Genomic DNA, 7569 nt, shown 5'->3' on the forward strand with positions numbered 1-7569 from the left:
CTCCGCGGCGACGACCGGCTCGGCGTCCTTCGGCTCGGCGGCTTCGGACCCGGCCGCCTTCGAGCCTGCGCCCTTCGACGCCGCGCCCTTGGACGACCCGACCACGGGAGCAGCACCCTTCGGCCCGACAGCCACCGGCTTCGCGTCCTTCGACCCCGCGGCGGCGTCCGGCGCGGAGCCCTTCGAAGCGGCGGCGACGTCCTCGGCCTCGGCCGCCTCGGCACCGGCCTCGGCAGGGGCCGGGTCCGGTATCGGGGTGGTGTCCTGAACGCCCGCGCCAGCTGCGGCGGAAGGCTGGTCCGACGCCTGGTCGGGGCCTCCCGTGACGGCTGACTCCGCGACCGCGTCGGCGGTTTCCGCAGGGGACTCCGGCTTGCGCTTGTGCTCCGGCTTCGACATGCGTCCCCTCTGCGATCGTGCCGCCTTCTCCGGCCGGCCCGTCATCCCGCTGGGCCCGACGTAACCCGCCCCGGCCGAAACCTCATTGTTCCTCACTCCGCAACGGACGGGTGTTCCGGGTCCACGGTTCCCCCGGGCCACCGTACGCCGTCCGCCCGACCCCCGGTACGGCGCACGACCCGGAGCGGAGCCGGAAGCGGAACCGGGACCGGAGCGGAGGGTCGGGCCGCGCATCCGAGCCGGGGAACGGGCGGGAGCAGGGCGGGTCCGGCTCAGAGCGGAACGATGTCCGGAGCCCCCAATCGGGCCGCGTCCGCCGTCTGGTCATCCGGTTGACGCTGTGACTCCCGCTCCGCCTGCACCCGCTTCTCGTAGTGCTCCACCTCCTTCGCGATCTGCTCCTCGTCCCAGCCCAGCACCGGCGCCATCAGCTCCGCGCACTCCCGCGCCGACCGCGCCCCCCGGTCGAAGGTCTCGATCGAGATCCGGGTCCGCCGGGTGAGCACGTCGTCCAAGTGCCGCGCGCCCTCGTGCGAAGCGGCGTAGACGATCTCGGCCCGCAGGTAGTCGTCCGCGGCCGCGAGCGGCTCCGCCAGCCCCGGATCGGCCGTGATGAGGTCCAGCAGTTCCTCCGTCAGCGAGCCGTACCGGTTCAACAGGTGCTCCACCCGCACCACATGGAGTCCCGTCCGGGCGGCGATCCGGGCCCGCGCGTTCCACAGCGCCCGGTAGCCCTCCGCCCCCACCAGCGGCACGTCCTCCGTCACGCACTCGGCGACCCGCTGGTCCAGCCCGTGCACCGCCTCGTCGACCGCGTCCTTGGCCATGACCCGGTACGTCGTGTACTTGCCGCCCGCCACCACGACCAGCCCCGGCACCGGATGCGCGACCGTGTGCTCGCGCGAGAGCTTGCTCGTCGCGTCCGACTCCCCCGCCAGCAGCGGCCGCAGGCCCGCGTACACGCCCTGCACGTCGTCCCGGGTGAGCGGCACCGCCAGCACCGAGTTCACGTGCTCCAACAGGTAGTCGATGTCCGCGCTGGACGCCGCCGGATGCGCCTTGTCGAGGTCCCAGTCGGTGTCCGTGGTGCCCACGATCCAGTGCCGTCCCCACGGGATGACGAACAGGACGGACTTCTCGGTCCGCAGGATCAGCCCCGTCGCCGAGTGGATCCGGTCCTTCGGCACCACCAGGTGGATGCCCTTGGAGGCCCGGACGTGGAACTGGCCGCGCTCGGCGATCAGCGCCTGCGTGTCGTCCGTCCACACCCCGGTCGCGTTCACGATCTGCTTCGCGCGGATCTCGTACTCGCCCCCGCCCTCGACGTCCTGGACGCGCGCGCCGACCACCCGTTCGCCCTCGCGCAGGAAGCCGACGACCCGGGCCCGGTTGGCGCAGTGCGCCCCGTACGCCGCGGCCGTGCGCACCAGCGTGGCGACGTAGCGCGCGTCGTCCATCTGGGCGTCGTAGTACTGGAGCGCCCCGACCAGGGCGTCCTTGCGCAGCGCGGGGGCGATCCGCAGGGCGCGCCGGCGCGAGAGGTGGCGGTGCACCGGCAGGCCGCGGCCGTGCCCGCTGGAGATGGACATCGCGTCGTACAGGGCCACGCCGGAGCCCGCGTACAGCCGCTCCCAGCCCTTGTGCTGGAGCGGGTAGAGGAACGGGACCGGCTTGACCAGGTGCGGCGCGAGCCGCTCCAGCAGCAGGCCGCGCTCCTTGAGGGCCTCGCGGACGAGCGCGAAGTCGAGCATCTCCAGGTACCTGAGTCCGCCGTGGATCAGTTTGCTGGAGCGGCTGGAGGTCCCCGAGGCCCAGTCGCGGGCCTCCACCAGGCCGGTGGAGAGGCCTCGGGTCACGGCGTCGAGCGCGGTGCCGGCCCCCACCACGCCCGCGCCCACCACGAGCACGTCGAGTTCTCGCTCGGCCATCCGGGCGAGCGCCTCGGCACGCTGCGCTGGCCCCAGTGTCGCTGTCCTCACGGCTGCCTCCCGTTGACGCGGGTGTTCCCGCTCATGTCCCCCTTGGTCACGATTCTGACCGTGGCACGCCCACATCGGCCACCGCCTGTGGACAACACAGCGGTGGCGACCACCCCACAATGCCGCAGATCGGTCATATATACGCCTAGTCTGACATAGCGCCAGCTCCAGCTGTCCACAGGACTTGCGCGTTCAGCCCCCTCATGTCAGGGGAGGAAGGACGGCAAACCCCATGCCCGCTGACCTCGCCGTCATCGGACTCGGCCACCTCGGCCTCCCGCTCGCACAGGCCGCCGTTTCCGCCGGAATCGAGACCGTCGGATACGACAGCGGACCCGCCACCGACTCCACCCTCACGGCCGCCGAGATCCGCCGCATGTCGGCGGCGGGCTTCCGCGTCACCACCAACCCCGCCGAACTCGGCCGCGTCCGCACGGCCGTGATCTGCGCGCCCACCCGGCTCGGCGCGGACCGTGCCCTCGACCTGTCCGCCGTCGGCGAGGCCGGCCGCGCCCTGGCCGCCCGGCTGCGCCCGCACACCACCGTCATCCTCGAATCCGCCGCCCATCCGGGCGTCACCGAGGAATACTTGCGCCCCGTCCTCGAAGCGGGCTCGGGTCTGCGCGCGGGCCGCGACTTCCACCTCGCCTACTCCCCCAGCCGCCACGACCCCGGCAACCGGACGCACGGCATCGCCAACACCCCCAAGGTGATCGGCGGCCTGACCCCGGCCTGCACCGAATCCGCCGCGGCCTTCTACGCGCGCCTCACGGAGAAGGTGGTCCGCGCGCGCGGACTGCGCGAGGCGGAGGCCGTCCAGCTCCTGGAGACCAACTACCGGCACGTCAACATCGCGCTCATGAACGAGATGGCGGTCCTCTGCCACGACCTCGGCGTGGACCTGTGGGACGTGATCCGCTGCGCCGAGACCAAGCCGTACGGCTACCAGGCCTTCCGGCCCGGCCCGGGCGTCGGCGGCCACGGCATCCCGCTGGACCCCAACTACCTCCCGCACACCACCCGCACCCCCGGCCACCCCCTGCGCATGGTCGGCCTGGCGCAGGAGATCAACGACCGGATGCCGCAGTACGTCATCCAGCGCAGCGCCACCCTGCTCAACGAGCACGGCAAGTCCGCGCGCGGGGCGCGGGTGCTGCTGCTGGGGGTCACCTACAAGCCGGACCTGGCCGACCAGGAGGGCTCCCCGGCCCGCGAGATCGCGAGCCGCCTCCTCGACCTCGGCGCCCTGATCAGCTACCACGATCCGTACATCGCGGGATGGCGGGTGCGGGACCAGCCCGTACCGCGTGCCGAATCGTTGTACGAGGCCGCGGCCAACGCCGACCTGACGATCCTGCTCCAGCACCACCGCACCTACGACCTGCAAGGACTCGCGGTGAAGGCCCAGTTGCTGCTGGACACGCGGGGCGCGAGTCCGGTGGGAGCCGCGTACCGGCTCTGACCCGCCGCCGAAATCCCCCCTGCGGCCGCCACCGGCGCCTGTTAGCCTGCGGCGTTCTTATTTCGCACTTACGTCCCCACGGTCACCCCTGGGGCACCCGTGCGCCCGTATCCCTGGGGGGGATCTCTCATGAGCCAGCAGTTCCAGCCGCCCGCGCCCGACTCCGTCACCCCGGCCCCCGGCTACCCGGCCCCGGCCGAGCCGAAGGGCAACGTCGCCCTCGGCGTCATCGCGGCCGTGGTCGCGGCCCTGGCGGCGGCCGCCGCCTACGGCGCCATCATCGGCGCGACCGAGCGCGAGATCGGCTACGCGGCGGTGGGCGTGGGCATCCTCGTCGGCTTCGCGGCCGGCAAGCTCGGCGGCCGCAACCCGATCCTGCCGGTCCTGGCCGCCGCGCTGTCCCTCGGCTCGGTCTACGCCGGTGGTCTCGTCGGCGAGGCCATGATCGGTGCGAAGACGCTGCCGCTCAGCGCGACCGAGCTGCTGACCGACCACCTCAGCCTCGTGCACGAGGCGTGGAAGGCCGACGCGGACGCGATCTCGCTCGTCTTCTTCGCGCTCGGTGCGTTCGCCGCCTTCCAGACGGCCCGCAAGTCCGCCTCCTGACGCCACGGCACGTCACCGGCACGGCCCTGAGCAGGCACGACCGGATCACGGGGCGATGAAACCACTGTTGTGGTCACATGCCCCGGTCATATGATCCGGCCGTGCCCGCTCACCCGCCGCTCGGTCGGCCCGTATTCGAACCCGTCGACCGCATACCGGCCCTCGCCGCCCTCCGCAGCGCCGTACAGCGCCAGGACTGGGCCGCGGTCGCCGCCGCCTTCGACGCCCTGCCCCGCGAGCAGGACCGCCCCGCGGCCTGCCGGGTCGTCGCCGACACCGAGGGGGCCGAGGAGTTCCTCGGCCGGATCGTGGCGCAGCGGCCCGGCGACCCGCTGGCCCGCGCGCTGCTCGCCGACCGGTTCGTCCAGATCGGCTGGAGCATCCGCAGCGGGTACGGGGCCGAGCACGTCTCCAAGGACCAGTTCCGCGATTTCCACGCCTACCTGCGGCGCGCCGAGGTCCTGCTCATCGACGTGTGCGCCGAGTACCCCGCCTTCGGCCTCGCCTGGTACCTCCGGGTGCTCACCGCGCGCGGGCTGGAGCTGGGCCAGAGCGAGGCCCGCCGCCGCTACGCCCGGCTCTCCGAGCACCACCCGCACCACTACTCGGGGCAGTCGCAGCTGCTCCAGAAGCTCTGCCCGAAGTGGGGCGGCAGCTGGGAGGCCGCGCACGGCTTCGCCTGGGAGGTCACCGTGAGCGCACCCGCGGGCAGCCCCAACGGCGCCCTGGTCGCCCTCGCGCAGATGGAGCAGTGGCTGGAGCTGGACGGCGACGCGGCGCGCGAGGCGTACCTGCGCGAACCCGTCCAGGCGCAGCGGCTGCGGGACGCCGCCGCCCGGTCCGTCCTGCACCCGGAGGCCCGCCCCGACGACCCGCTGGCCGTCGGCGCGCACAGCGCCTTCGCGGCCGTGCACTCCCTGGCGGGCCGCCACGCCGAGGCCGCCCCGCACTTCCGCGCCCTCGGCGACCACGCCCACGAGTTCCCCTGGGCCTACGTCAAGGGCGGCCACGAGGCCGCGTTCGTCCGTCACCGCAAGCTCGCCCTGGCCAAGGGCTAGGTCGTCTCTTTCGGATCTTGCCGGGCCCGCGACGCCCGGCACCGCGCCTGGCCGCACTGCCGGGGCGACCGAGTACGTCCAGTACACGAGCGCCCCGGCAGCACGGCCATGCACGGCACCAGACGCCGCGGACTCGACCGACAAGATCCGAAAGAGACACCCTAGGGGGCCCACCCATGAACAGCGACACCGACTCCCACACCGAGTCCGGCACCGAGTCCGGCACCGACTACGTCGTCGACGGCATCCGCCACACCACCGTGGGCGGCATCCGCACCGTCCTCGCCCCGCGCTCCGGCCCGGTCGCCGCCGGGCTGCTCTTCCGGGTCGGCCGGGCCGACGAGACCCTCGCCACCAGCGGCATCACCCACCTCGTCGAGCACCTCGCGCTGCACCGGCACGGCCTGGGCGACCTGCACTACAACGGCGCCACCGCCGCGGTGTACACCCACTTCCACGTCTCCGGCACCCCGGCCGACGTCGTCGAGTACCTGAACGGTGTCTGCGCCGCACTGCGCGACCTGCCGACGGAGCGGCTGGAGACCGAGAAGGAGATCCTGCGCACCGAGGCCGCCGGGCGCTCCCGCGGCCCCGGCCACGGCATGCCGCTGTGGCGCTACGGCGCCCGCGGTCACGGCCTGCTCAGCTACGCGGAGGCGGGCCTGCCCCGGCTCACCGCGCACGCCGTCCGCGAATGGGCCCGGACCCGCTTCACCACCGAGAACGCGGTCCTGTGGATCACCAGCGACACCGTTCCCGAGGGCCTGGACCTGACCCTGCCGGCCGGTGCGTGGCAGGAGCTGCCGGAGATCACCTCCGCGCTCCCGGCCACCCCCGCGTACTACCACGGCGAGGAGGGCGGGGCCGTGCTGACCGCCGTCGTCCCGCGCTCCACCGAGGCCGCGCTGTTCTCCGAGGTGCTGGGCAAGGAGCTGTTCCGCGAGCTGCGCCAGAAGGGCGGCTACTCCTACACCGCCGAGGCCGACTACCGGCCGCGCGACCGCGACAGCGCGACCGTCGTGGCCTTCGCCGACGCGCTGCCCGAGAAGCGGGACGCGATGGTCGGCGCGTTCCTCGACGTGCTCGCGAAGCTGCGGGCGGGCCGGATCGAGCAGGCCGACCTGGAGTCCGTACGCACCGCCGCGCTCGCCCGCTTCGAGGTGCCGGAGCTGGCCGCGCACGAGCTCCCCGGGCACGCCATGAACCTGCTCCTGGGCCACCGCAACCTCACCACGGCCGAGGCCGCGGCCGAGATCGAGGCCGTCACCGTCGAGGGCCTGCACCGGGTCGCGCGCGAGGTGTGGGCGGGCGCGCTGATGCAGGTGCCCGGCGGCCGGGGCGTGGACTGGGCGGGCCTCGCGGAGGCCCCGCAGCATTCCGCCGAGGTGGTCACCGGCCGGCGCTACGCCCGCCTGGGCGAGCAGAAGGCGACGCTCATCGTCGGCGGCGACGGCATCAGCCTGGTGGCGCCCGACCACCAGGTGACCATCCGCTACGCCGAGTGCGTCCTGCTGAACTCCTACCCGGACGGCGCCCGCTACCTCGTCGGCCAGGACGGTTTCACGCTCACCGTCGAGCCCACCCTCTACGGCATCGGCGCGGCCCAGCTGGCCCCCCTGGACGCCGGGGTCCACCCCTCGGCGGTCGTCTCGATGCCACCGCGCGACCCGTCGCGGATCCCGCGGCCGGAGAGTGCCGCCCCGGCCTCCGGGACCGGGGCCGCGCCCGCCGGGCCCCGACTCACCTGGGTGACGGTCGTGCTGTGGGTGCTCGGCGTGCCCTCCGTGGCGCTCGGCGTCCTCGCCGCGCTGGGCACCTACGCCGTGTTCCACGACGCGGAGCGGCTGAGCGCCTCCGACTGGGCCGCCGCGGCGATCCTCTGGCTGGTCGTGGCGGTCTTCCTGGTGCCGTGGGGGGTCATGCTGCGGCGCCGCTCGAAGGGCCGCTACTGAGCGCCCGCCACGCGCGAACGCCGCGGGGGGGGGGGGGGGGGGGGGGGGGGGGGGGGGGGGGGGGGGGGGGGGGGGGGGGGGGGGGGGGGGGGGGGGGGGGGGGGGGGGGGGGG

Annotated in this window: 5 protein-coding genes and 1 pseudogene; 4 read left to right on the plus strand and 2 right to left on the minus strand. The window is 73.9% G+C overall.

Going from position 1 to position 7569, the window contains the following annotated elements:
* Together ACZ4UB_RS35845 and ACZ4UB_RS35850 are read right to left on the minus strand one after the other, a co-directional pair.
* A pseudogene (locus ACZ4UB_RS35845) lies at nt 1-399 on the minus strand (hypothetical protein); the annotation flags it as partial.
* 272 nt (nt 400-671) lie between these two features.
* Nucleotides 672-2378, minus strand: a complete 1707-nt coding sequence (locus tag ACZ4UB_RS35850) for a glycerol-3-phosphate dehydrogenase/oxidase (RefSeq protein ID WP_354383046.1) — start codon at nt 2376-2378, stop codon at nt 672-674.
* A gap of 232 nt (nt 2379-2610) precedes the next feature.
* Between ACZ4UB_RS35850 and ACZ4UB_RS35855 the strand changes: the two genes are divergently transcribed.
* The 4 genes from ACZ4UB_RS35855 (at nt 2611) to ACZ4UB_RS35870 (ending at nt 7456) form a co-directional block, all read left to right on the plus strand.
* The gene (locus ACZ4UB_RS35855) at nt 2611-3840 is read left to right on the plus strand and encodes a nucleotide sugar dehydrogenase (protein ID WP_354383045.1); all 1230 of its coding nucleotides are present in this window, start codon (nt 2611-2613) and stop codon (nt 3838-3840) included.
* Nucleotides 3841-3969: 129 nt separating this feature from the next.
* Nucleotides 3970-4446 carry a hypothetical protein gene (locus ACZ4UB_RS35860; RefSeq protein WP_468076858.1) on the plus strand — a complete coding sequence of 159 codons (477 nt, stop codon included), beginning with the start codon at nt 3970-3972 and terminating at the stop codon, nt 4444-4446.
* 101 nt (nt 4447-4547) lie between these two features.
* Nucleotides 4548-5504 (plus strand): hypothetical protein, encoded by a 957-nt coding sequence (locus tag ACZ4UB_RS35865; RefSeq protein ID WP_468076860.1) that lies wholly within the window; start codon nt 4548-4550, stop codon nt 5502-5504.
* A 176-nt stretch (nt 5505-5680) separates the two neighbouring features.
* Nucleotides 5681-7456: a M16 family metallopeptidase gene (locus tag ACZ4UB_RS35870; protein WP_468076862.1), complete on the plus strand. Its 1776-nt coding sequence runs from the start codon at nt 5681-5683 to the stop codon at nt 7454-7456.
* Nucleotides 7457-7569: the final 113 nt, after the last annotated feature.

The sequence above is a fragment of the Streptomyces sp. NPDC028419 genome, assembly GCF_055565515.1.

Excerpts from the sequence above, each read along its gene's own strand:
- ACZ4UB_RS35855 (WP_354383045.1), top strand. The coding sequence starts at position 2,611 with ATGCCCGCTGACCTCGCCGTCATCGGACTCGGCCACCTCGGCCTCCCG.
- ACZ4UB_RS35860 (WP_468076858.1), top strand. The coding sequence starts at position 3,970 with ATGAGCCAGCAGTTCCAGCCGCCCGCGCCCGACTCCGTCACCCCGGCC.
- ACZ4UB_RS35870 (WP_468076862.1), top strand. The coding sequence starts at position 5,681 with ATGAACAGCGACACCGACTCCCACACCGAGTCCGGCACCGAGTCCGGC.